We start from the raw sequence: 21,293 nt of genomic DNA, 5'->3' as shown, positions 1-21,293 counted from the left end.
CGGCAGGGTACGGCGCGGCGGCAGCCCGGCCGCCGCGTCGTCCGGCGGCGCGGCGGGGCCTCGGGGCCCCCGGCTCATGCGACTTCGTGGAAGAACGCGGGCAAGGAGGCGGGCAGGGTGGTGCCGGGCGCGACCAGGCGGGCGGCGACCGCGGGCCAGGCAGGCATCCGGGTCGTCTGGTCCACGGGCACCCCCAGATGCCCGGCCAGGTAGGCCGACCAGCCGGGCATGATCGCCGCCGAGGCGACGGCGAGGGCCGCGAGAGCCTCGATGTGCGCGGCGGTCCGGCGGGCGTACGGCTCGCCGCTGCCGCGCAGCTTCTCCAGCTCCGGCAGGTCGGCAACGGCCCGGGCGATCACCTCGGCCAGCCCGGCCGCGGCCTGCTGCGGGGAGAACGCGGCGGGCTCCAGCGACGTGGAGATCAGCTGGGTCAGCTCCGCGGGCATGGCGGCGGCCGGTCCGTCGGCGGAGATGGGCACCTCGTCCGGGACGGTCCCGGCGAAGTCCTCGGCGACGGTGGCCAGCACGGCCCGTGTCCACACCTCGATCCCCCCCACCAGCATCGTGTCGACGGTGGCGGCGAACTCCTTGGCGGCGAAGTTGGTCTGTTCCCGCTCCGGACCTGTCAGGCACAGGTGGAAGCGGAGGGCGTCCGCGGACACCTGTCGCAGGAACTCCCCACCCCACACCGCATGGTTGCGGCTGGTGGAGAACTTGTCGCCTTCCAGGCGGTAGAACTCGTTGGTGACGACCTGGGACGGCAGGGTCAGCCCCCCGTGCGCCATCAGCAGTGCGGGCCACAGGACGGCGTGGGAGAACGAGCAGTCGAACCCGATGAAGTTGACGATCCGGGTGTCCGGGGCGGACCACAGACGCTCCCACTCATCAGGAGCGCCCTCCGCGGCGGTCAAGCAGGCCGTGGCGGCGATGTAGCCGAAGATGCCGGAGAACCAGGTGTCGAGGATGTGGCCCTCCCAGCCCTCCAGCGGCACCGGGATGCCGTAGTCGGCCCGGCGGGAGATGGGAGTGAGCGGCAGATCCCGGGAGAGCAGCGTCTCCAGGTAGGCGCGCAGGCGGGGCCGCCACTCGGCGGTCCGCTGTGCCTTCTCGTAGTAGCCCAGCAGCCGTTCGCGGTACTCGCCCAACGGGAAGCAGATGCGCTCCAGCTCGCGGATCTGCGGGGTCTCCCAGCAGGCGGTGCAGCGCGGGGCGGCCAGACCGGCCGGGTCCTGCGGCAGACCGCACGCCTCGCAGTAGACGCCGTCGGACGGCTCCGCGCAGAACTGGCATTCGCCGCGGACCTCGGCCTCGTACAGCTCACGCTCGCAGTGTGCGCACCAGAAGACGGGCAGCGTGTGGACATCCAGCCGTCCCTGCTCCCACAGCCCGGTGAAGAACCGCTGGACGATCTCGTCGTGGCGGGGGGTGGTGAGCGGACGGGTGAACCAGTCGTGGTGCATGGCGCCCAGGGAGAGGGTCTCCTCCATCCGCGCCCCGAAGGTCAGCGCGGCGCGGTGGGCGGTGGAGCCTATTTCGGCGGCGCGGCGCGGCACATAGCAGGAGTGCTCATCGGAGTAGCCGACGTAGCGGACATCGGCGCCACGCTGGCGCAGGTACCGGGAGAGGACGTCGGCACCGAGGAACGGACCGGAGAGGTGGCCCAGGTGGAGGTCGCCGTTGGGGTTCGGCGGTGCGCTGGTGACGACGTAGTTGACGGCGGTGGTGGGCTGCTGGGAGGTCTGCGGCTCGCTCATGGCTTTCTTGGTCCTCGCGGGAGAGGGGAAGTGGCGGCGGGTTCTGGAACGGTCGGCTGACTTCCCGGGAGCGCGGTCCCGGACGAGCCGCTGTCCGCGGTCAGCACGTGCGGGGCGGACGGGCGGACGGGCTGCGGTCCGGCGTGCCGGGGTGCGGCGGGACGGACGGCGGCCGGTGTCACCGGGCCGGGCCGGCCCGGCTGCCCTTGCGCCGGCTGGGGCAGCGCCGTGTCGGACGCCGGAGGAACGGCGGGCTCGCGCTCCGGCGCGGGAGTGGCTCCGCGCGCCCCGGACACTGCGGATTCCGGCCTGTTCGTCGCGGGTTCGGGCACGGCGGGGTCGGGAGCGGGCGCGTCAGCTACGGACCCGGTCGGTGCGGCGTCCGCCGGAGCCGGGTCCGGGGTGAAGCCGGACGACGGATGTATCTCCGAGGCCGGTGCGGTCACCCGCGCCTCCGGCTCCAGGTCGGTGACGACCACGGCGTGGGCGCCGATCCTCGCACCCGCCCCGACCGTCACCGGCCCCAGGACGCTCGCACCGGTACCGATGATCACGCCGTCCTCGACCACCGGATGTCGGCGAGCCCTGGCCGGTCGGCGCAGGTCCTTCCACCAGCCGACCGAGCCGAGAGTCACTTGGTGGTAGAGCATCACGTCGTCGCCGATGCGGACCGTCGCGCCGATGACGACGGCCGTGCCGTGGTCGATGAAGAAGCGGCGGCCGATCACCGCCGCCGGGTGGATCTCGATGCCGCTGACGACTCGGGCCCCGAGCGAGAGTGCGCGGGCGGTCAGCCGGTGGCCGCTGTGCCACAGCCTGTGCGCGACCCGGTACGTCCACAGGGCGTGGATGTGCGGGTACAGCAGCACCTCGTAACGACTCTCCGCTGCCGGGTCCTTGGCCTGGACGGTCGCGATGTCCTCCCGCATCCGGGCGGCGACGGCCCGCAGGGCGGAGCTACATTTGCGCATAAGGCGCCTCCGGCACGATCCCGCGGCCGCCGTTGGCGAACCGTCCCAGCCGGTAGGGCGCGAGCAGGGGCTGCTCGCTCTTCCCCGTCACGGCCTGCCCGTCGAGGATTTCGGCTGCGGCCAGCTCGGCGACGGCGGGCGACATCTTGAAGCCGCCGCCACTGAACCCGAGGGCGAGGTAGAGGCCATCGGGGCCGACGGGACCGATCACCGGCCGCTTGTCGGGGGTGTAGCCGTCGAGGCCCGCCCTGGTCCCGGTGAGCGGCGCGGTGGCCGCGGCGGGAACCCGGTGGGCGATGGCTGCCAGCGCGGAGGAGAGCTCCTTCGACGACAGGGGCGCCACGTCGTGGCCGAGTGTGACGTCAGGGTTGGAGGGGACGCCGAAGAAGAAGCGGTCGGTCCCGTCGGGGCGGAAGTAACTGCCAGTGGTGTCGTCGATGCAGGTCGGCACGGACGCCGGGCCACCGCGCCGGCCTGCTCCGGGCAGGTACGCCTGCGCCAGGCCGATCCGGCGCGCCGTCACCGGGACCTGCACGCCGAGGCCCGCTGCCGGGGCGCTGCCCCAGGCGCCGCCCGCGAGGACGACGAGCGGGGAGGCGATCCGGCCGATCGTGGTGTTCACCCCGGTCACCCGGCTGCCGTCGTCGGTGGCGAACACCTCGTGGACACGCACGCCCTCGTGGAGCGAGGCGCCCAGCTGTTGGGCGGCCGCCGCCCAAGCGGTGGCCGTGCGAGCCGGGTCGGCGTATCCGCCGTCGGGTTCGAAGGCGATGGCCGCCACCCCTTCGAGGGCGAGACCCGGGTAGAGGCGCCTCGCCTCGGCCGGGTCGATCACCTCGGCGCGGCGGGGTCCGGCGGCCGCGGACGCGGCCGCCGTGTTCACGGCCAGGGCCTCGGCGTACTGGGGGCCGACCAGCTGCAGGAAGCCGGTGCGCCGGTACCCGCAGTCGCCGACGATGTGGTCCGCCCAGTGCTCGAACACAGGCAGGCTGCGAGCGGTGAGCACGGTGTCGCTGTGCACCGTGTGGTGCAGGCGGATGAGGCCGCCGGAGCGGGAGGTGGCGCCGTGGGCTGCCACCCGGGCCTGCTCGAGGAGCACGACCCGGCCCAGCCCGGCCTCGGCCAGCCGGTAGGCGAGGGCGGTGCCGATGACACCGCCACCCACCACGACGGCGTCCGCGACTGCGGACCGGCTCACCGGCCTATCACGCCTTCGGTGTCCACGGCGACCGGGCTGCCCGCGCCGGACCCGGCGGGTCCGCCCACCGGAGTGGTCCCCCCGTCCTCGATGCCGAACTGCGCCGCCCAGTAGGAGCGTTCGGCGGCGACCGCCTCGGCGCTGCCCCACCAGATGGTGACGAACCGCAGCCGGGTGGTGCCGTCGTTGGTCAGATCGTGGTCCTTGAAGGGGGTGATGAAGACGGTGTCACCGGCCGAGACCCGGCGCTTCTCCTCACCGATCCGCATGATGCCGCTGCCCTCGGTGATGAAGAACATCTCGTTCTCGTCGTGCGAGTGGGCGGCGGACGTGTCGCCAGGGGCCACGTCGACCCAGGCGCCGCCCCAGAACGGCTCGGCAACGGCTTCGTTCCAGGGGAAGATCCGGCGGCCGGCGACGTTGTACTGCTCCTCGAAGACCATGTCGTCGGGACCGGTCGTGAAAATGTGCACGGTCAAGACCTTTCGGGTGGTCGGTGTGGTGAGGTGCGGCCGGGCCGTCGGGCCCGGCTCGCCACGTGATCAGACGGCGCCGGAGGCGGTGGCGGGGTCCGTCACGGCCGCCCGCTGACGGGCCAGCTGTTCGCGCAGGTCGCGGTGGACGGCGTCGGCCTTCAGGGCCATCTGGCTGAAGGAGGTGGCACTGGCGATGCCGTGCCGCCACTCCGTCACGCCGTCCAGGTAGATCCCCACCTCGCAGGCGTCCGTGGTCACGGCCCGAAAGCTGCGGGTGACGACGGGCAGGCCGTCGTCCTCGTACGTGAGCAGGGAGGCGAAGGGCGCGAGCTGGTCGGGGACGCGCGGCTCGGTGTAGCCCGTGCACAGCACGACCGCGTCCACCTCCAGCCTTCCCGTCGCGCCGGTGAACACCTCGGCGGTCTCCAGCACCACGTTGTCGTCCCGTACGTCCACGCCGGTGACCTCGGTACGGCGGTGCATCGACAGACGGTGCGTGCCCGTCAGCCCGTCCTGGTAACTCGCCGCGTACAGAGCGGTGGAGACGTCCGGATCGACGGCGGCGTAGTTGGTGGCGCGCGCCTGTTCCATCACCCGGTCGCGGGCCTCGCGCTCCAGCCCGTAGACGTAGTCGGTCTCCTGGGGGAAGTACACCTCGTTGCTGAAGTGGCCGAGCTCGTACATCCGGAAGCCGGCATGGCGGACCAGCGAGTGCACCTCGGCGCGCCGGTCGGAGCCGTGCAGGTACAGCACGATCTCGCCGGCGGTCTGACCGGCCCCGATCACTGCCCAGCGGCGCGGCCGGCCCTCCGGCGGGTCCGGCAGGGCGGCTGCCCGCAACAGGAACTCGTGGGCGTGGAAGACGCGTTCACCGGCGGCTGCGCGGAACACCTCGGGTATATGCGGGCGGTGACTGGTGGCGATCACCACGTTGCGGCCCAGATCCTCGTACCGCGTGCCGTCCCGCGGGTCCCGGCTGATCACCCGTGCGGTGCGCACCACGCCGTCGGCGTCGGCGACCGGCTCCACCGCCACCACCTCCCGGTGGTAGGAGGGCCGCTGACGCACCTGCGAGGCCGCCCACTGCACGTAGCTCGACCATTCCAGTCGGCTGACGTACCCGCCGAGCAGGGTGAACTCGTAAAAACGCCCACTCTGCTGGAGGAATGGCACGAAGCCGAACCGCGACGCGGCGTCCCTCGGCGTGGCCAGGTCGCGCAGGAAGTGGTGCTGGATGTCGGTGCCGGGCAGCACCAGGTAGGGCTGCCAGGCCGAGTCGGCGGCCCGCTCCAGGTAGGCCGCGGTGAGCGCCGGGTCCTGCGGGTGGGCGTCGTCGTGGTCCTCGACGGCCGCGGCCAGCGAGATTCCGGAGGGGCCGAACCCGGCCACCACCAGGTCTTTGACGTGCACGTTGGGTCCTCTCCCGTTGGTTGGGGTGCCCGGCTCTGGGCCGAGGGATGATGCGGGGACGCCGCTCACAGGGCGAGCGCTGCCGACGTGGCCCGTTCCCCGTCGGTGGTCTCGGCGGCGTCGGTTCCGGTGCTCGCGGTACGGTGCACCAGCGCGGCGGCGAGCGAGTCGGTGAGCACGCCGGCCCGGAGCGACAGCAGGCTGAAGGAGCCCGCGTCACCGATGCCGTGGCTCGACTCGCACAGGCCGTTGAGGAAGAGCGGGGGCAATGTGTCGCCGGAGTCCGCGGGCAGCAGCCGGTAGTCGGAGGAGACCTCGAGGCGCCCGTCGGGCTCGGTGGCGAGGCGGGGGGCGAGCGGCGTCAGCATGGGCGGGTGCAGCTCCTCGTGGACGCCCGGCCCCATGTTGCGGAAACCGGTCGCCAGCACCGCGAAGTCCACGGTGTCGCGGATCTGCTCGCCGGTGTGCAGTTCGCGGAAGTCGATCGTCACGCTGCTTTCGCCGGCGTCGACCGCGGTCGCCTGGGTGTTGCCGCGTACGAACAGCCGCTGATCGCCGTCGAGTTCCTGCTCGTAGATGGCGAGGTACAGCTCTTTGAGGACGTCACCGTCGGCGGAGGAGTAGTTCGTCGGCTGCATGTAGGCGTCGAGCACCCGCCGGCTCGCCGGGGAGGCAGAGTGGTAGTACTCGGTGAACTCCGGGAAGTAGCCCTCTTCGCTGAAGGGGCTCGTGTCCTTCAGCCGGAGTGAGTGGGAGCGGGTGTAGGTCACCACACGGGTCCGGGGGAAGCGCCGGGACAGGTCGAGGGCGAGCTCGACCGCGCTCTGGCTGCCGCCGATCACAGCGACCGCCTCGGGGTCGCGGTCCGCGGTCAGGGCGGCCACCTGCGGCAGGTAGCTGGTGAGGTGGAAGACCCGGGAGCTGTGAACCTCGTTGTAGGGCTGCGGTATGTACGGGGTGCGGCCGGGTCCCATGACCAGGACTCGGCCCAGGTAACGGCGGCCGCTGTCGGTCACCACCTCGTACAGCATCTCGCCGTCGCGCTCGACGGTGCCGACCGAGGTGGCGCGCTGCCCGTAGTCCACTACGTGGGCGAAGTGACCGGCGGCCCAGCGGATGTACCCGGCGTACTCCTTGCGGAGCGGGAACTCGCTCGGCAGGTTCAAGTGCCGCAGCAGACGGCCGTTCTCGTGGAGGTAGTTGAGGAAGCTGTAACGGCTGCGGGGGTTGCGCAGGGTGACGAGGTCACGGCTGGGGTGGTTCTGGATGTCCGACCCGTCGAGCAGCATCCCCGGCTGCCAGTCCGGTGCCGAGCGGGCGTCGAGGAAACGGGCGTCGAGGCCCGGCTGCTTCTCCTCCAGCGCAATCGCGAGCGCGAGATTGGCAGGGCCGAAGCCGATACCGAGGATGTCGTGTACCAGTTCAGGCGAGTACAAAACAGTCTCCTTCGTGTCGCACGGAATCGCACAGCGGCACGTGCCGCGCACGGGAAAGGCTTGGGCGGGGACGCGACGAGGCCCAGAGATGGTGCTGGTCGGCGTCTCGGATCGTCAGACGGGTCGGACCGTGGTGAGCGTCGGATTGCCGTCGAAGTCGATGGCGACGCCGGTCAGTCGGTCGGCGTCGAAGACCCGCTGGTCGGTGCGGTACCAGAGCGGGATCAGGGCGAGGTCGCGGGTGGCGATGGCGTCGGCGAGGCGCCATTCCACGTTCCGTCCCTCCGGGTCGGTGCAGGCGCGGGCTCGGGTCAGCGCGGCGTCGAACTCCGAGTTGACGTACCGGCCCTCGTTGTCACCGTGCGCGGTGCCATCGGCGTCCGGGGCGGTGCACGAAGAGTGCAGCAGCGGGTAGAGCATGTTGTCCGGAGTGCCGTAGTCGCACGCCCACGCCGCCCGGCACAGGCCACTCGCCGCCTCGGAGGTGCGGTGGTCGACCAGACCGCGCGCGTCGGTGACCCGCAGCCGGACGTCCCAGCCGAGCACCTGGTGCAGGCTCTCGGCGATCGCCGATGTCCATCCCTCGTGTCCGGCACCGGTGTTGACCGCGAAGTCCACCACCGAACCGGACGGCAGCCCGGCCCGCAGCGCGGCTGCGCGGGCCGCTTCCGGGTCGAAGGCGGTCGGGTCGTCGTCGCCCGCGGGAGCGTGGGCACCGCCGAACCACGGCGACAGCAGCGAATGCGCGGGGGTGCGACGGCCGTGGAACAGACGGTCTGCGAGCCCCTGCCGGTCGATGGCATGCGAGACGGCCCGGCGGGCGTCCACCGTGTCCATCGGCGGCTGGTGGCAGAAGGGGATCAGATAGTGCAGTCCGGCACCCTCCTCCTCCAGGAACCCGGCGCCGCCGAGGTGACGGGCGGCCTCGGGCAGCCGCTCCGGAGGGATCCGGGCGTAGTCGTACCGCCCGGCGAGGAAACCGGCGTACTCGTCGTCGAGCGCGGTGACCGGGTCCAGGATGTCGATGTGGACGGCGTCGAGCGCCACCGGCTCGCCCCACCAGCGCGGGTTGCGCACGAGACGGATCTGGTGGCCGTGCTTCCACGGCCCGTCCATCATGAACGGCCCGTTGCCGATCGGCTGGTCGTTGAAGGTCTGGTCGAGCGCCGGCCCGGCTGAGAGCGGGACCGGGCTGAAGACCGGCTGAACCGTCTTCAGGTCGAACTGGACGTCCGGATGCGACAGTCGCACGACCAGCGTCCGGTCGTCCACCGCCACCGCGCCGACCAGCCGGTCGGTCCGGCCCGCCCGCACATCGTCGAATCCCTCGACGCCCGCGAGATGGTAGGCGGTCTCGGTGTTCGCCTTCGGGTCCAGCGCCCGTTCCCAGCCCCGCACGAAACTGTGCGCGGTGACGGGCTCGCCGTCGCTGAAGCAGGTGTCGTCCCGCAGCCGAAACGTCCATGTGCGGCCCGACGGGTCGCACTCCCACGAGTGCGCAGTGGCCGGCGTCAGCGAGCCCCGGGCCGTCTGGCGCAGCAGACCGGCGAACAGCGCCTTGCAGACCAGGATGCCCTCGGTCTCCTGCGCCTTGTAAGGGTCGATGGCGGTCGGTTCGACCAGTGCTGTACGGAACACGAACGGGGGCATCGGGGCTCTCTTCTCGGCGGTGGCTCGCACGCTGCCTGCGGAGGCTGGAACAAGCCAGTTGACGCCGAGGAGTCTTGCGGGCGGCTGCCGGGCCTGTCACGGGCCGCCGCCTGACACCTACCGCCCCTGGCACCCTCGTGCCCGTGACTCCACGAGCACGGAATCGTTGGCCCGGCCCCGCTCCTTCCGGAGTCCGGGCCCTGCCGGTGGCCGTGCAATCGGGGCCGTCGGCAGGGGCGGAAGGACCGATGCCGTCAGAGGTAGCCGCACTCCATGGCCTTCTGGCCCAGCTGGAATCGGCTGCGCGCCTCCAGGTGCGTCATGAGCTCCGAGATGAGCCGACGCTCGGTACGCAGCGATACCCCGAGGCGTCGCGCCGCGGCCTCGTCCGTGCAGCCCTGGGCCAGCAGCCGCAGCAGCTCCCGGTGCTGGGAGCCCGGATCCTCGAGGTTGCGGCGAGGCGGCTCACCGATCGGTGCTGCGGTCGCCCAGACCGCCTCGTACAGGGCGGTGAACGCCGCCACCGCGCCCGGTTCACGGATGACGGCCGCCCCACGGGAACTGTCCGCCGGGTCCAGCGGAACCAGGGCGACGGCACTGTCCACGATGTGCATACGCATCGGCAGCGCGGCCACCGTACGGATATGGTTACCGCAGGACACGTGCCACTCTGCGAGTTCCAAGCTGTTCGGGTCGTTGCGGATGCTGTCCTGGTAGACCGTCCTGGACCGGATCCCGCGGTCGATGAGCCGCTGGGCTATGGGCCGGCTCTCGGCCCGGTTGTCGGGGGGCTGCGCCCCACCGGGTGCGAACGAGGCCGTCTCCCGTTCGGCCTGGTTCGCGAGTTCCGCGATTTTCTGCCGGACGGCCTGCACACCGATGAGTTTCTCCACGCCTCCTGCCACGCAGCACTCGTGCGGCCGCTCCGCCTCGCGCTGGTACTCGGCGATGAGGGCGGCTGCGGTCACCCGCTTCTCCGCGAGTTCCTGCTGTCGCCGTGCCACTTCGGCGGACTGCCTGCTCAGCAGCAGGTCCAGGGCCAGTTGCGGGCTGATCACCCGCAGTCCTCTCGCCCCGCTGCCGAAAGGCGGGGCGCTCAGCAGGGAGAGGTCGGCGAGTTCGTCGAGGCAGTGGCGCACCCGCGCCTCGGGCCATCCCAGGTCGGCTGCGAGCGAGGACACTCCCGAATCCGGTCTCGCCAGCATGGCGCGGTATAAGGTGTCGGAGTCCTTCGTGAGTCCGAGCATTGTCAGTGACACATTTCCCCCTCAGGTCTTCCGGACTGCCGAACCGCGTCACCTTACGCCCATGGCACGCATATGCCAACTTACACAGCTCTGTTCGGATTTGCTCACCTTCCTCACCGTGTCACTATGGCCCTCCATGTATCTCGTCAGGTTCCGCATCGTCGCTCCCCGGCCTCCGATCGCCGCATCCGAGGCGTTCGCCCTGCGCGTCGCCCTGGAGGGGGCCGTCCTCACGAGGCACGGCGTCGAGCACGTACGGGTGCACACCTCGCGCAGCGGCGGTGTCGGCGTGCTGTTCCTGCGAGCCCCGGACCCCGCGGAGGCCCATGCCTACGGGCTGGCCCTGTGCGCCGAGATGCTGGCGGGGGTGCCGCAGCTCTGCGACTGGCACGTGGTCGGCCTCTGATGGCCGGTGCGCGGACCCGGCCCCTGACACACTCATGTCACCAGCGGTTTGTGCCAGCCTGCAGACCGTGACGACCGATCGGTGCCCGGTGAATCATTCGTGGTGTCGCCAGGAGCGCTTGACGGCCCGGCGACACCGCGGTCCACTCCGGATCCCGCGGTCCTTCCTCAGTCACCTTGTGGGAGTTCGCCATGCTCCGTCGCGCTACCGTTCCGGCGCTTCTGATCGCCGCGCTGTCACTCAACGCCGTCGCTGCCTCAGCCGCGAGCTCCACGGCGGTGCGGCCCTCCGGGCCGCAGCCTGATGATCAGGGCTGGTCGGTGGTCCTGGCCGATGCCACGACGGGCACCGGCAGCGGGCCGGCATCCGACCAGGGGTGGTCCTGATGGCCAATGATCCGTTGCTGACGTGGTTCGGTCTCGACGATGCCGCCGCCCGCCTCTATCGCACCTTGTTGCTGCACGGCGGCCGCACCCTTTCCGAACTCCGTGACCTTTCCGGCCTGTCGACGCACCAAGTGACCGACGGCCTCGACCAGCTCGTTGCCGCCTCCCTCGCCCGCTTCGACAACACCGCGAAGGCCGGCGGACGGCTTTGGCCGGTGAGCCCCAAGGTGGTCCTCACGGCGGCCCTCGCCCGGCGCCGAGCGCAGACCCTGCGTGCCCAGGCAGAGGTGGAACAGCTTGAGGTCGAGCTCGCCGAACTCGTCGCCACCCATGAGGCGTTGGCCGGGCGCCGCGCCACCGGCACGCTGGAGCACGTCACCGACGTGACTGCGGCCGCCGTCACCATCTACGAACTGACCGCCTCCGCCACCGACGAGGTGCTGGTGCTCGGCCCCGGACCGCGCAGCAGCGCCCTCGGCGCCTCCGTCTACCTGCACGGGGAGCCGCTCCTCGACAACGGGGTGCGGCTGCGCGGCATCCACCTCGGTAGCCTGCGCAATCGGCCCACCGAGTACGCGCCTGCCGCCCGGCTCGCCCTGCACGGCGCCGAGCTGCGCACCGCGCCGACGCTCCCCGCCGAAATGGTGCTGGTGGATGGCCACATCGCCGTCCTGCCGCACGACCCTGCCGACCCCTCCGCCGGGGTCGTCGTCTGCCGGCACACCACGACCGTCGCCGCGCTGTGTGCCTTGTTCGAGCAGTACTGGATGAGCGGCGAGGAACTGGGCAGCAGCCCTCGCAGCGACGAGCTCGGCCTCACCCCCTCGGAGCGTGAGCTGCTGCGCCAGCTCGCCGACGGCACGACCGACGAGGCGGCGGCACGCCGGATGGGCGTGTCGCTGCGGACCGTCCGCCGGATGGCAGCCGGGCTGATGGAACGCCTCGAGGCGCGCAGCAGGTTCCAGGCCGGTTACCGGGCTGCCGCGCTGGGCTGGCTCGACGAGAAGGCTCCCGCAGCGGTCGCGGTCCCCTGACTCCGCTGCCTGGTTCCATTCAGCCGGTGTCATGGGGGCATGCAGGCCGGGCGGGAGAGGGAACGGGTTCGGGGGAAGAGTTCAGGCCAACGGGTTCGAGGAAGACGTTCAGGCCGGTGCACAGCGCGTCGTCGGACCGGAGCCGGAGCGGCCACCGGCCCCGCCAGGGCGGCGGGGCACTTGAGCGCGTCACTGCCCCGATTCGGGCAGCGGGATGGTGGGGCGACCGCCGGTCGGGAGGGAGTCCTGGGTGCCGTCCTCGACGAGCCGCGCCGCCTCTTCCCCCTCCGAAGGAGCGTCGCCGGTGTCCCGGTCGCCGGGTATGGCCGGCAGCACGATCAGTGCGCCCAACACCGCGACTGCGGCGCACATCCACCAGTGCGCGGAGGCCGACCAGGCGAAGACGTAGCCGCCGACGGCGGGTCCGATGGCCTGGCCCGCCGTGTGGGCGAGGCCTTCGGCGCCCTGATAGCGCCCGCGCAGATGAGCGGGTGAGAACGCGGAAGGGTACGCGGAGGAGATCGGCGTGTAGACGATCTCGCCGAGCGACCAGAGCACCACGGTGACCACCAGAAGCGACTTGTTGTCGGCGAGACCGGTGGCGGACATCCCGACTGCGAGCAGCAGCAGGCCGACCATGATCGCGAACCGCGGGTTCCAGCGTTCCGTCCAGCGGGTCAGGGGCAGTTCGAACAGGATGCAGACGACAGCGTTCACACCGAGCAGCAGACCGTAGAAGCTGTTACTGAAGCCCTGCTCGCTGACGTGCAGGGGCAGCGTCGCATTGCCCTGCGCGTAGACGAAGGTGGCGCACACCATCGAGAAGAGGAAGAAGAGGAACGGCGTGTCGGTGAAGACCCGCAGGTAGCCTTGCCGCTCCGGCTTGGCCTTCTTCGTGGTGGCGTCGTCACCGGCCGTGGAGACGTCGTCCGCGGCTGGACCGTCGGCCGCCGCCGGCACCGGGCGGCCGCCCGGCAGCAGGAACAGCGAGAGCAGGCCGAAGACCACACAGCTCAGCGCGTCGCCGACGAAGATGTACGTCCACGACTGGCCGCTGAGCAGACCGCCGACCATGGGGCCGACCGCCATGCCCAGATTGATCGCCAGGCGCAGCACGGCGAACGCGCCGACCCGCTGCTGCTGCGGGACGACATCGATCAGCAGTGCACCCGCACCGGGTCTGTACAGCTGGGCGAACACGCCGATCACGGCGACCAGGACGGTGGTGGGCCACAGCCCGTGCACCAACGGCACGGCGGCCGTGAACACACCGGCCCCGAACTGGGAGAGCACGATGGCGGTGCGCCGGCCGAACCGGTCGGCGACGGTACCGCCGATGATGTTGCCCGCGAACCCGCCGAGCCCGGCGATGCTGAGTGCGAGGCCGGCCTCTCCGGCTGAGTACCCCTCATCGATCAGGTACAGCACCAGGAAGACGGGGAGGAAGTTGCCGAACTTGTTGACGAACATGCCGGCGAAGATCACCCAGGCCGCCGACGGGTAGTCGGTGAGTCTGGTGCGGGGGACGTGAGGCTTCGGCATCTGTGGGTCCTCGCGGTCAGGTTCGGGGGGCGAATAGCGGGCCGGTCGTCATCCGCGACTCATCTGCGCGCGCGGTGACGGGGACATCCTCTCCGGTGTCGGGGGCCGGTAGACGCCCAACCGCGTGACACCTTCCGATCCGTCATGTTCGTGCCATAGCAAGAGACTTGAGCGGCGCTGGTCCAGCGCACCACAGTAAGCCCATGACCTCAACCGTTCTCGTTCTCGGCGGCCGGATCCAGACGGTACGCAAGGCGGTCGATGCGGGGCTGCGTGTGGTGCTCATCCAGCACCGTGAGCACTTCGTACCGGAGTCGGCCCAGCTGGCCGAGGCTGTCGTGATCGCTGACTACACCGACTGGGACGTTCTGGCCCCCCTGGCCGACGGCCTCCACCGCGCATACGGCTTCAGCCGCGTCGTCACCCTCACCGAGCCCGGTCTGGTACCCGCCGGCCGCATCGCGGAACGGCTGGGACTGCCCGGAAACTCTGCCCGCACCTGCGAGCTGCTCGCGGACAAGCTCGGTATGCGCGAACACCTCGCCAGTGGCCCGGCCGCCGACCTCTCGGTGGCCGCCGCCGAGGTGAACGACGCCGACGACCTCCGGGACTTCGCAGCCGCCCACGGTTACCCGTTCGTGGTGAAGCCGGTCGACGCAACCGCCAGCCTCGGCGTGTGGAAGGTGACCGACCCCGATGACCTGCAGGCCGCCGCCGATGGCATGGCCGCCCTGCGCGCCCGCACCGACCTCCAGTGGGGCTCGTTCTTCCACATCGACCGTTTCATGGCCGATCAGTACATCCCCGGGACGGAGTACAGCGTCGAGGCGTTCTCCTTCGACGGCAGGCACGTGGTGCTCGCGGTGACCGAGAAGTTCAGCGAGGGCGTCCTGGAGATAGGCCATGCCCAGCCCGCACGGATCAGCGCCGCCGACGAGGAGGCCATCACCACCGCGACCGTCCGGTTCCTCGACGCGATGGGGCTGACCACCGGCCCCTCGCACACCGAGATCCGCCTGTCTCCCCACGGCGCAAAGGTCATCGAGGGCCACAACCGGATCGGCGGGGACCGGATCGTCGATCTGCTGGAGGCGGCCTATGGCGCCGACCTCGAACTCTGGACGATTGCCTGGCCGTTCGGGCTTATGGAGGCCCTTCCCGGCCGGCCCGAGCCCCTGTGCTCGGCCGCCACCCGCTTCCTCACCGCGGCCCCCGGCACCGTCACGACGGTGGAGGGCGCCGACAAGGCGGCCACCGTCGAAGGCGCCCTCGACGTCGATCTGACGGTGACCACCGGCACCACGGTGCGTCCCCTCACCGGCAACTGGGACCGCATCGGCCAGGTCCTCGCGACCGGCCCCGACACCGACGCCGCCGTCGCCGCCTGCGACCGGATGGCGGAGGCCATCACCGTCACCACCGATCCCTCCACGAAGGACACTGCCGCCTCATGAGCAACGACAACCTGCTGCCCACCACCCCGCTGCGGCCGGTCCTCCTCGTCATGCGCAACACCTACGCGTGGAACGGGGAGCACATCGAGGCGATGCAGCGACTCGGTCTGGAGATCCACCTCGTCACCCAGGTGAAGGCGTCCTTGGACGACGCCCGGTTCGCGTCCGTGGTGCTGCTGGAACCCGGCCTGGACATGGACACCACCGAGCGGATCGTGTTGGACGCGGCCCGCGAGCGGGGCATCACCCACGTCTTCACCTTCTACGAGGCCGACCTCACCCTCGTCTCCCGGGTCAACACGGTTCTCGGACACTCCTGGGCCAACCATCAGGCCGACGTCACCTCCCGCGACAAGCGGCTTCAGCGCGAGTTCCTCGCCGAGCACAGCATCCCCGGTGCGAAGTACGTGGCGGTGGAGGGAGTCGAGTCCGGTCTGAAGGCCGTCGGCGACTTCGCCTACCCGGTCATCGTCAAGCCCAGCAACCTGTCCGCGAGCATCGGCGTCGCCCTCGCCAAGAACCAGGACGAACTCGTCGCTGCCCTGGCCGAGATCGAGGATCTCAGCGGCCGCTGGGACGACTACTTCCTCTCCGGCCGACCTGCCGAGATCGCCCTGTTGGAGGAGTTCCTGCCCGGCCGCGAAGTCACCCTCGACGGCGTGGTGCTGCACGGCAAGTTCTACCTCGCGGGCGTCACCGACAAGATGCAGATGCCCGGCCCGTATTTCGAGGAGGACTACTACACCCTTCCCTTCCGCACGCCCGAGGAGGAGCCGGAACTCGTCGCCCTCACCGAGCAGATCGTGCGCGGCCTCGGCGTGCAGCACTGCCTGTTCAACGCCGAGTACCGCAAGGACGCCGACGGCAACTACCGGGTCGTCGAGTTCAGTACCCGCCTGTCCGGCGGCCAGAACTACCGCAACCTCCGCGAGGTCTACGGCATCGACCCGGTCCGGCTGTGGCTCAAAGCCCTCCTCCAGGACGAGGACCTGGACCCGGCCGCCGCCGAGGAGGAGCTGTGGCGCGACGAGGTGCGACGCACCGCCCCGCAGGCGGCCGCCTGCATCAAGTTCGCCTACCGCGAGGGCCGTTTGCTGCGCAGCAACCCCGGCGACGCCTACTACTCCCCGCACTTCCGCTCCTACCTGCCGGGCAGCAAGGTGGGCAGCCTGCTGCGCCGCGCGCCCGAGGGCTGGTACGAGATCGCGGGCTCCCTCGCCGTCGCCTGCCCGTACCACGGGCCCGAGGACATCGACCGGGTCGAACGCATCGCGACCGAGCTGGACGAGCAGCTCGACGTCATGGTGACGCCGAAGTGACCGAGCACCGCGGCGCTGGAGAGGCCGGACCCCGGATCACGATCCGGCACGCACGGCCCGAGGACCTGCCCGACCTGGAGCAGCTCGCCGCTGAGCACGCCGCCTACGAGAAGGCCGCCCCGCCACCGGGCGGTCTCGCCGAACGGCTCGCGGCCCTCCTCTTCGGGCCGGAGCGCGAGGCCACCACCGGACCACGGGCCCTGCGGTGCCTTGTGGCGGCCCCGGCCGTCGGCCCGCTCGCCGGATACGCGACCTGCACACCGGAGTTCGCGACCTGGCAGGGTGCCGAGTACCTGCACATGGACTGTCTCTACCTGCGGCCTGAGCACCGCGGCGCCGGCCTCGGCACGCGACTGATGGCTGCCATCGTTGGTGAGGCCGAAGCCCTTGGCCTCACCCAGGTCCAGTGGAACACCCCCGCCTGGAACGAGGGGGCGATTCGTTTCTACGACCGGCTGGGCGGCACCAACATGCCCAAGCTCCGCTACTCCCTGACCGTTCCCGTGCCGCCCACTCCGCCCGTCAGGAGCGTCTTGTGAGTATCACTGTCTCCACCCCCGCACCGGTACCCGGTGAAGCCACCGCGATCGTTCTGCGGCCCGCCGGGCCGGTGCCCAGCATCTTCGAAACGTTGGAGTCCGAGGTTCGCGGCTACTGTCGCGGCTGGCCCACGGTCTTCGACCAGGCGCGCGGCAGCCACCTGACCGATGAGGACGGCCACAGCTACCTCGACTTCTTCGCCGGCGCCGGCTCGCTGAACTACGGCCACAACAATCCCGTGCTCAAGCGCGCGCTCCTCGACTATCTGGAACGCGACGGCATCACCCACGGCCTGGACATGTCCACCACGGCCAAGCGCCGCTTCCTGGAGACCTTCAGGGACCTGGTGCTGGCCCCGCGCGGCCTGCCCTACAAGGTGATGTTCCCGGGCCCGACCGGCACCAATGCTGTCGAGGCTGCCCTCAAGCTGGCCCGCAAGGTGAAGAAGCGGCCGCAGGTCGTCTCCTTCACCAACGGCTTCCACGGCATGTCGCTCGGCTCGCTCGCCGTCACCGGCAACGCCCGCAAGCGCGACGGCGCGGGCGTCCCGCTCGTGCACACCACGCCGATGCCCTTCGACGGCTACCCGGGAGCCGACGCGGCCGAGCCTTTCGCCTTCTTCGAGCAGCTGCTGACGGACGAGGGCTCCGGCCTCGACCACCCGGCGGCGGCCATTGTGGAGACCGTGCAGGGCGAGGGCGGCATCAACGTCGCACGCCCCGAATGGCTGCGTGCCCTCGCCGAGCTCTGCCGGCGCCATGACATGCTCCTCATCGTCGACGACATCCAGATGGGCTGCGGCCGCACCGGCGGCTTCTTCTCCTTCGAGGAAGCCGGGATCGTTCCCGACATCGTCACTGTCTCCAAGTCCATCTCCGGCTACGGCCTGCCCATGTCTCTGTGCCTGTTCCGCGAAGAGCTCGACATCTGGGAACCCGGCGAGCACAACGGCACCTTCCGTGGCAACAACCCCGCCTTCGTGTCCGCCACAGCCGCCCTGAAGGCTTACTGGGCCGACGGCGAACTGGAGAAGCAGACGCGTGTGAAGGGCGAACACCTGCGGGCCGGACTGCTGGCCATCGCCGCCGAACACCCGGACGCGATCGTCGCCGTGCGCGGCCGGGGCCTCGCCTGGGGCATGGAGATGCGCGAGAAGGACGCCGCGAACCGCGTCGCCCGCCGCGCCTTCGACCACAGATTCCTGATCGAGACGTCCGGCCCGCAGAGCGAGGTCGTCAAGCTCCTGCCCCCGCTCACCGTCTCAGCGGAGGAACTCGACGAGGGCCTTCGACTGCTGGCCCGGTCCGTCCGCGAGTGCCTGTGACCCCGCAGTGGGCGACGGCTGCGGTCAGCTGAGCCGGACACCCCCGCGTGCGGGGAGCACATCGCCTCCCCGGCCGAGTGAACGGGGAGGGTCCACAGGGCCTCGGACGCCATGTCGTCCGAGGCCCTGTGGCCGTACTCAACGGCGCGACCCGCGCCCGATGAGGCACTGACGACTCTGTTGAATCGATTTAAATTTCTGGGAAAGTCTCTTGAAGCTACCGAGTTGATGCGCGACAGTGGATAGAAAGCGCTTGCCGGGCGCGGGACGTACCGCTCGGCTCGCGCTTTACCAATGGCGTTCCCGATGCCGTTTCCGGGTGCCACCGGGCCGCTGCCACGGACAGCGGTCACCGGCGTGCGCGCCGCCCTGCCCTGGGGTGTGATGAGGACCTAAGGCGGATCTTGGACCGGGTCCTCGGGAGGCGCCATGCGCGGAGCCCAGCGCGTCAGGCCGGTGCGCGTCATGCGGATGCGGTGCGTGCGGCTGCGGTGCGTGCTCTGCGCCCTCTGCGTGGCCGCCGTCCCGGCCGTCGCGGGCTGCGGAAGCGACTCCGGCTCGGCCGACGGCATCGTCCGCTCCTCCTGGGGCGACCCGCCGAACCCGCTGGAGCCCGCCAACACCAACGACGTCCAGGGCGGCAAGGTCCTCGACATGATCTTCCGGGGGCTCAAGCGGTACGACCCGGCGACCGGCGAGGCCAAGGACGCGCTCGCGGACCGGATCACCACCGACGACCAGCGCACGTACACCGTCACCATCAAGAAGGGGCGGCGGTTCGGCAACGGCGAGAAGGTCACCGCGAAGTCCTTCGTCGACGCCTGGAATTACGGCGCCCTGCTCGACAACAAGCAGCGCAACGCCTACTTCTTCGAGTACATCGAGGGGTACGCCAAGGTCCACCCCGCCACCGGCCGCCCCACCGCCCGCACCCTCTCCGGGCTGCGGGTGACGGGGGAGCGGACCTTCACCGTCCGGCTCACCCAGAAGTTCTCCTCCTGGCCCAAGACGCTCGGCTACAACGCCTACGCGCCGCTGCCCCGGGCCTTCTTCGAGGACCACGCGGCATGGCTGAAGAAGCCCGTCGGCAACGGCCCGTACCAGGTGCGGTCGTACGACAAGGGCTCGGTCATGAAGCTGCGCGCCTGGGACGGTTACCAGGGCCCCGACAAGGCCCGTAACAAAGGCGTCGACCTCCGCGTCTACACCGACAGCAACACCGCCTACACCGATCTCCAGGCGGGCAATCTCGATCTGGTGGACGATGTCCCGGCCCAGCAGCTGAAGTTCGTCCGCTCCGATCTCGGCAACCGCTACATCAACCAGCCCGCCGGGATCATCCAGACCCTCACCTTCCCCATGTACGACAAGGCATGGAGCGGGCCCGCCCGGGCGAAGCTGCGCCGCGGCATCTCCATGGCGATCAACCGCGCGCAGATCACCGACCGGATCTTCCGCGGCACCCGCACCCCCGCCACCGACTGGACCTCACCGGTGCTGCGTCGCCAGGGCGGCTACCAGCCGGGGCTGTGCGGGGACGCCTGCTCGTACGACCCGGTCCGGGCGCGGAAGCTGATCGCGGCGGGCGGCGGGCTGCCCGGCGGCCGGATGACGATCACGTACAACGCCGACACCGGCTCCCACAAGGACTGGGTCGACGCCGTCTGCAACAGCGTCAACACCGTGCTGCGCAGCGACCGGGCGTGCGTCGGCAAACCGGTCGGCACCTTCGCCGACTACCGCAACAAGATGGCCGGGAAGCGGATGACCGGCCCCTTCCGGGCGGGCTGGCAGATGGACTATCCGCTGATCCAGAACTTCCTCCAGCCGCTGTACTACACCGACGCCTCCTCCAACGACGGCCACTGGAGCGACACCGGCTTCGACCGGCTGGTGAACCAGGCCAACGCGGCGTCCGCCGACGGGGCTTCCATCACCGCCTTCCAGGACGCCGAGAAGATCCTCGCCCGGCAGATGCCCGCCATCCCGCTGTGGTACCAGAACGGCAGCGCGGGCTATGCGCCCCGGCTCCGCGACGTGAGGCTCAACCAGTTCAGCGTCCCCGTCTACCACCAGATCAGGGTCGGCTGAGCCATGGGCCGCTATGTGCTGCGGCGGCTGGCGCAGATGATCCCGGTCTTCCTCGGCGCCACCTTCCTGATCTTCTTCATGGTCTACGCGCTCGGCGACCCGGTCGCCGCCCTGTTCGGCGACAAGGCCCCCGACCCCGCCACCGCGGCCCGCATCCGCAAGGACCTCTACCTCGACGAACCGCTGTGGAGCCAGTACGTCCACTACATGGGGCAGGTCTTCGGCGGCCGGTTCGGCACCGCGTTCAATGGCCAGCCGGTCACCGAGCTGATGGCCGACGCGTTCCCCGTCACCCTGCGGCTCACCATCGTCGCCGTCGTCTTCGAGATGGCGCTCGGCATCACCCTCGGCGTGCTCAGCGGACTGCGCCGCGGCCGCGGCCTGGACACCTCGGTGCTGCTGCTCACCCTGGTCGTGGTGTCCATCCCGACGTTCGTCAGCGGCACCGTGCTCCAGTACGTGTTCGGCGTGCGGTGGGGCTGGGCCCGGCCGTCCGTCGCCCCGGAGGCACCGTTCACCGAACTGCTGCTGCCCGGGGTGGTGCTGGGTCTTGTGTCCCTCGCGTACACCACCCGCCTCACCCGCACCTCGCTCGTCGAGAACGCCCGCGCCGACTACGTCCGCACCGCCGTCGCCAAGGGGCTGCCGCGCCGCCGGATCGTCGTCCGGCATCTGCTGCGCACCTCGCTGATCCCGGTGGTGACCTTCATCGGCACCGACATCGGCGCGCTCATGGGCGGGGCCATCGTCACCGAGCGGATCTTCAACATCCACGGTGTGGGCTACCAGCTCTACCAGGGCATCCTGCGCCAGAACTCGCCGACCGTGGTCGGCTTCGTCACCATCCTGGTGATCGTCTTCCTGCTCGCCAATCTGCTCGTCGACCTCCTCTACGCCGTGCTCGACCCGAGGATCCGGTATGCCTGAGCCCTATGAGCCCCTTGAGGCGCGACCCGATACCCCCTCCGACCGGCCGGTGGACCTCGCGGCCACCGGCACCGCGACCCTGGAGAGCGGGCCACGGGGCCGACCGTGGCTGCGCCGCCCCCTGCCGG

Annotated in this window: 17 protein-coding genes; 8 read left to right on the top strand and 9 right to left on the bottom strand. The window is 70.6% G+C overall.

The window, feature by feature from the left end:
• Window positions 1-74: 74 nt before the first annotated feature.
• The 8 genes from EEJ42_RS44760 to EEJ42_RS44725 all read right to left on the bottom strand — a co-directional run bounded on the left by EEJ42_RS44760 (window position 75) and on the right by EEJ42_RS44725 (window position 10,076).
• Window positions 75-1,754 (bottom strand): class I tRNA ligase family protein, encoded by a 1,680-nt coding sequence (locus EEJ42_RS44760; protein WP_123107874.1) that lies wholly within the window; start codon window positions 1,752-1,754, stop codon window positions 75-77.
• Entirely contained in the window at window positions 1,751-2,725 is a 975-nt protein-coding gene (gene epsC, locus EEJ42_RS52090; RefSeq protein WP_246097827.1) for a serine O-acetyltransferase EpsC, read from the bottom strand. Before epsC ends, EEJ42_RS44760 begins: the two co-directional genes overlap by 4 nt.
• The gene (locus tag EEJ42_RS44750; protein ID WP_184503573.1) at window positions 2,712-3,923 is read right to left on the bottom strand and encodes an NAD(P)/FAD-dependent oxidoreductase; all 1,212 of its coding nucleotides are present in this window, start codon (window positions 3,921-3,923) and stop codon (window positions 2,712-2,714) included. The genes epsC and EEJ42_RS44750 overlap by 14 nt, the downstream gene beginning before the upstream one ends.
• Window positions 3,920-4,396, bottom strand: a complete 477-nt coding sequence (locus tag EEJ42_RS44745; protein WP_148082229.1) for a cupin domain-containing protein — start codon at window positions 4,394-4,396, stop codon at window positions 3,920-3,922. The genes EEJ42_RS44750 and EEJ42_RS44745 overlap by 4 nt, the downstream gene beginning before the upstream one ends.
• Before the next feature lie 69 nt (window positions 4,397-4,465).
• Window positions 4,466-5,809 carry a SidA/IucD/PvdA family monooxygenase gene (locus tag EEJ42_RS44740; RefSeq protein ID WP_184503572.1) on the bottom strand — a complete coding sequence of 448 codons (1,344 nt, stop codon included), beginning with the start codon at window positions 5,807-5,809 and terminating at the stop codon, window positions 4,466-4,468.
• A gap of 65 nt (window positions 5,810-5,874) precedes the next feature.
• Window positions 5,875-7,245 carry a lysine N(6)-hydroxylase/L-ornithine N(5)-oxygenase family protein gene (locus EEJ42_RS44735; RefSeq protein WP_246097825.1) on the bottom strand — a complete coding sequence of 457 codons (1,371 nt, stop codon included), beginning with the start codon at window positions 7,243-7,245 and terminating at the stop codon, window positions 5,875-5,877.
• Between the two features lie 114 nt (window positions 7,246-7,359).
• The gene (locus EEJ42_RS44730) at window positions 7,360-8,895 is read right to left on the bottom strand and encodes a peptide ABC transporter substrate-binding protein (protein WP_123107870.1); all 1,536 of its coding nucleotides are present in this window, start codon (window positions 8,893-8,895) and stop codon (window positions 7,360-7,362) included.
• A 254-nt stretch (window positions 8,896-9,149) separates the two neighbouring features.
• Window positions 9,150-10,076, bottom strand: coding sequence for a helix-turn-helix transcriptional regulator (locus EEJ42_RS44725; protein WP_148082228.1), 927 nt, complete (start codon window positions 10,074-10,076; stop codon window positions 9,150-9,152).
• 202 nt (window positions 10,077-10,278) lie between these two features.
• On the opposite strand from EEJ42_RS44725, the gene EEJ42_RS44720 reads away from it, so the two are divergent.
• Window positions 10,279-10,548: a hypothetical protein gene (locus EEJ42_RS44720; RefSeq protein WP_123107868.1), complete on the top strand. Its 270-nt coding sequence runs from the start codon at window positions 10,279-10,281 to the stop codon at window positions 10,546-10,548.
• 385 nt (window positions 10,549-10,933) lie between these two features.
• Entirely contained in the window at window positions 10,934-11,968 is a 1,035-nt protein-coding gene (locus tag EEJ42_RS44710) for a helix-turn-helix transcriptional regulator (protein ID WP_148082227.1), read from the top strand.
• 189 nt (window positions 11,969-12,157) lie between these two features.
• Here the strand turns inward: EEJ42_RS44710 and EEJ42_RS44705 are convergent, their stop codons facing one another.
• Window positions 12,158-13,510, bottom strand: a complete 1,353-nt coding sequence (locus EEJ42_RS44705) for an MDR family MFS transporter (protein WP_123107865.1) — start codon at window positions 13,508-13,510, stop codon at window positions 12,158-12,160.
• A 203-nt stretch (window positions 13,511-13,713) separates the two neighbouring features.
• Between EEJ42_RS44705 and EEJ42_RS44700 the strand changes: the two genes are divergently transcribed.
• The 6 genes from EEJ42_RS44700 (at window position 13,714) to EEJ42_RS44675 (ending at window position 21,165) form a co-directional block, all read left to right on the top strand.
• Window positions 13,714-14,964, top strand: a complete 1,251-nt coding sequence (locus tag EEJ42_RS44700; protein ID WP_123107864.1) for an ATP-grasp domain-containing protein — start codon at window positions 13,714-13,716, stop codon at window positions 14,962-14,964.
• Window positions 14,961-16,283: an ATP-grasp domain-containing protein gene (locus EEJ42_RS44695; protein ID WP_123107863.1), complete on the top strand. Its 1,323-nt coding sequence runs from the start codon at window positions 14,961-14,963 to the stop codon at window positions 16,281-16,283. Before EEJ42_RS44700 ends, EEJ42_RS44695 begins: the two co-directional genes overlap by 4 nt.
• A complete protein-coding gene (locus tag EEJ42_RS44690; RefSeq protein WP_123107862.1) occupies window positions 16,280-16,822 on the top strand; it encodes a GNAT family N-acetyltransferase in 543 nt (180 codons plus the stop codon). Before EEJ42_RS44695 ends, EEJ42_RS44690 begins: the two co-directional genes overlap by 4 nt.
• 53 nt (window positions 16,823-16,875) lie before the next feature.
• Complete coding sequence (gene ectB / locus EEJ42_RS44685; RefSeq protein WP_123107876.1) at window positions 16,876-18,147, top strand: diaminobutyrate--2-oxoglutarate transaminase; 1,272 nt, start codon at window positions 16,876-16,878, stop codon at window positions 18,145-18,147.
• Between the two features lie 471 nt (window positions 18,148-18,618).
• The gene (locus tag EEJ42_RS44680; protein WP_123107875.1) at window positions 18,619-20,238 is read left to right on the top strand and encodes a peptide ABC transporter substrate-binding protein; all 1,620 of its coding nucleotides are present in this window, start codon (window positions 18,619-18,621) and stop codon (window positions 20,236-20,238) included.
• Window positions 20,239-20,241: 3 nt separating this feature from the next.
• On the top strand, window positions 20,242-21,165 hold the full coding sequence (locus tag EEJ42_RS44675) for an ABC transporter permease (RefSeq protein ID WP_123107861.1): 924 nt from the start codon (window positions 20,242-20,244) through the stop codon (window positions 21,163-21,165).
• Window positions 21,166-21,293: the final 128 nt, after the last annotated feature.

This window comes from Streptomyces botrytidirepellens (assembly GCF_003721215.1).
In the GTDB taxonomy this organism is placed as follows: domain Bacteria; phylum Actinomycetota; class Actinomycetes; order Streptomycetales; family Streptomycetaceae; genus Streptomyces; species Streptomyces himastatinicus.
The sequence above is the reverse complement of the archived record's forward strand: the minus strand, read 5'-3'. Positions and strand labels throughout refer to the sequence as shown.

Excerpts from the sequence above, each read along its gene's own strand:
- EEJ42_RS44720 (WP_123107868.1), top strand. The coding sequence starts at position 10,279 with ATGTATCTCGTCAGGTTCCGCATCGTCGCTCCCCGGCCTCCGATCGCC.
- EEJ42_RS44695 (WP_123107863.1), top strand. The coding sequence starts at position 14,961 with ATGAGCAACGACAACCTGCTGCCCACCACCCCGCTGCGGCCGGTCCTC.
- EEJ42_RS44760 (WP_123107874.1), bottom strand. The coding sequence starts at position 1,754 with ATGAGCGAGCCGCAGACCTCCCAGCAGCCCACCACCGCCGTCAACTAC.
- epsC (WP_246097827.1), bottom strand. The coding sequence starts at position 2,725 with ATGCGCAAATGTAGCTCCGCCCTGCGGGCCGTCGCCGCCCGGATGCGG.
- EEJ42_RS44700 (WP_123107864.1), top strand. The coding sequence starts at position 13,714 with ATGACCTCAACCGTTCTCGTTCTCGGCGGCCGGATCCAGACGGTACGC.
- EEJ42_RS44730 (WP_123107870.1), bottom strand. The coding sequence starts at position 8,895 with ATGCCCCCGTTCGTGTTCCGTACAGCACTGGTCGAACCGACCGCCATC.
- EEJ42_RS44710 (WP_148082227.1), top strand. The coding sequence starts at position 10,934 with ATGGCCAATGATCCGTTGCTGACGTGGTTCGGTCTCGACGATGCCGCC.
- EEJ42_RS44705 (WP_123107865.1), bottom strand. The coding sequence starts at position 13,510 with ATGCCGAAGCCTCACGTCCCCCGCACCAGACTCACCGACTACCCGTCG.
- EEJ42_RS44675 (WP_123107861.1), top strand. The coding sequence starts at position 20,242 with ATGGGCCGCTATGTGCTGCGGCGGCTGGCGCAGATGATCCCGGTCTTC.
- EEJ42_RS44680 (WP_123107875.1), top strand. The coding sequence starts at position 18,619 with ATGCGGTGCGTGCGGCTGCGGTGCGTGCTCTGCGCCCTCTGCGTGGCC.